General features: G+C 69.1%; 2 protein-coding genes. Both read left to right on the forward strand.

What is annotated here, in order from left to right:
• Positions 1 to 919, forward strand: a 919-nt coding sequence (locus tag EHS43_RS42385) for a molybdopterin oxidoreductase family protein (protein ID WP_221740818.1), incomplete at its 5' end; no start/stop codon positions are given.
• 138 nt (positions 920 to 1,057) lie between these two features.
• Positions 1,058 to 2,479, forward strand: a complete 1,422-nt coding sequence (locus EHS43_RS42390) for a CitMHS family transporter (protein ID WP_125195790.1) — start codon at positions 1,058 to 1,060, stop codon at positions 2,477 to 2,479.
• The last annotated feature ends 51 nt before the right edge of the window (positions 2,480 to 2,530 follow it).

The following is a 2,530-nucleotide window of genomic DNA, read 5'->3' on the forward strand; positions in this document are numbered from 1 at the left end:
CTCCCAGAGCCCGCACCACGACTTCGCCTTCAACACCCTCGCCGTGCGCAACCAGGTCCGCTACACCCGCCCCGCCGTCCCGCTGGAGCCCGGCCGGATGGCGGAGACCGAGATCCTCGCCCGCCTGGTCCTCGCCGCGACCGGCATGCACGGCGCCGACCCGTCCGCCGTGGACGACCTGGTCATCGGACAGACTCTCGGCAAGTCGGTCAAGGAACCGCACTCGCCCGTGCACGGCCGCGAGCCGCACGAGCTGGCCGCACTCCTGAAGGGGGACACCGGCCCCGAGCGGCGGCTCGACATGATGCTGCGCCTCGGCCCTTACGGCGACGGTTTCGGCGTACGACCCGACGGGCTGAGCCTCACCAAGCTGCTCGCGCATCCGCACGGCATCGACCTCGGACCGCTGGAGTCCCGGCTGCCGCAGCCGCTGAAGACCACGAGCGGCAAGGTCGAACTGCTCCCGGGGCCGATCGCCGACGACCTGCCCCGGCTGCGCGAGGCCCTGCGGCACAGGGCCGAGGGACTCGTCCTCGTCGGCCGACGGCACCTGCGTTCCAACAACAGCTGGATGCACAACGTCCCCGCCCTCACCGGCGGCACCAACCGCTGCACCCTGCACATCCACCCCGAGGACGCCGAGCGGCTGGGCCTGAAGGACGGCTCCGCGGTCCGGGTCAAGGGTGCCGGGGGAGAGGTGGTCACCGAGGCCGAGGTCACCGACGGCGTGCGCCCCGGCGTGGTCAGCCTGCCGCACGGCTGGGGCCACGACCGGCCCGGCACCCGGCTCGGCCACGCCGCCAAGAACCCCGGCGTCAACGTCAACCAGCTCCTCGACGGCAGCCTGCTCGACCCTCTCTCGGGCAACGCGGTCCTCAACGGCGTACCCGTAAAACTGGCCGCCGTGGCGACGCTGTGAGCAGCGCAAAGCTGTGACCAGCAGTTTTGCGCTTATTGCTCGCATGTCAACGTCTTGTTAACGCCACTTGACGGGCCCTAACGTCAACGCACTGCCGACTCCGGTGGGAGTTCAAGGGCGAACGTTAGGTATCCACTCATGCTGACCATCCTCGGCTTCGCCATGATCGCGACCTTCCTGGTCCTGATCATGATGAAGAAGATGTCGCCGATCGCGGCGCTCGTACTGATCCCGGCCCTGTTCTGCGTCTTCGTCGGGAAGGGCGCCAAGCTCGGTGACTACGTCATCGACGGCGTCACCAGCCTCGCCCCCACCGCGGCGATGCTCATGTTCGCGATCGTCTACTTCGGTGTGATGATCGACGTCGGCCTCTTCGACCCGATCGTGCGCGGGATCCTGAAGTTCGCGAAGGCCGACCCGATGCGGATCGTCGTCGGTACGGCGATCCTCGCGGCGATCGTCTCGCTGGACGGCGACGGCTCGACCACCTTCATGATCACCGTCTCGGCGATGTACCCGCTGTACAAGCGCCTGAAGATGAGCCTGGTCGTGATGACCGGTGTCGCCGCCATGGCCAACGGCGTGATGAACACGCTGCCCTGGGGCGGTCCGACGGCCCGCGCGGCCACCGCGCTGAAGCTCGACGCCAGCGACATCTTCGTCCCGATGATCCCGGCCCTCGCCGTCGGCCTGCTGGGCGTCTTCGTCCTCTCGTACGTCCTCGGCATGCGCGAGCGCAAGCGGCTCGGCGTGCTCACGCTGAACGAGGTCCTGGTCGACGAGAAGGTCGAGGAGACCGAGACCGTCCTGGTCGGCGCCGGTTCCGGCGCCTCCGGCCCGAGCAAGGCCGCGACGGCCACCGGCGGGTCCGGCTCCGGCACCGACGCCGAGGACGACGAGGCCGGCGACGCGCAGCGCTTCCAGGTCCTCGACCCCAGCCGGCCCACCCTGCGCCCCAAGCTGTACTGGTTCAACGCGCTGCTCACCGCCACCCTGCTCACCGCCATGATCATGGAGTGGCTGCCGATCCCGGTGCTGTTCCTGCTCGGCGCCGCGCTCGCGCTCACCGTGAACTTCCCGCACATCCCCGACCAGAAGGCCCGCCTGGCCGCCCACGCCGACAACGTCCTGAACGTCTCCGGCATGGTCTTCGCCGCCGCCGTCTTCACCGGCGTCCTCCAGGGCACCGGCATGGTCGACCACATGGCCCGCTGGATGGTGGACGTCATCCCCGAGGGCATGGGCCCGCACATGGCGCTCGTCACCGGCATCTTGAGCCTCCCGCTCACCTACTTCATGTCCAACGACGGCTTCTACTTCGGTGTCCTCCCGGTCCTCGCCGAGGCCGGCGCGGCGCACGGCGTGTCCCCGCTGGAGATGGCCCGCGCCTCCCTCGTCGGCCAGCCGCTGCACATGTCGAGCCCGCTCGTCCCGGCCGTCTACGTCCTGGTCGGCATGGCCAAGGTGGAGTTCGGCGACCACACGAAGTTCGTCGTCAAGTGGGCCGCGCTCACCTGCCTGTTGATCCTCGGAGCGGGCATCGTCTTCGGCATCATCTGATCCGCTGCTCTCCCGTCCAAGGAACCCCCCTTCCAAGGAACCCCCTTCCAC

The sequence above is a fragment of the Streptomyces sp. RP5T genome (genome assembly GCF_003933965.1).
GTDB lineage: Bacteria > Actinomycetota > Actinomycetes > Streptomycetales > Streptomycetaceae > Streptomyces.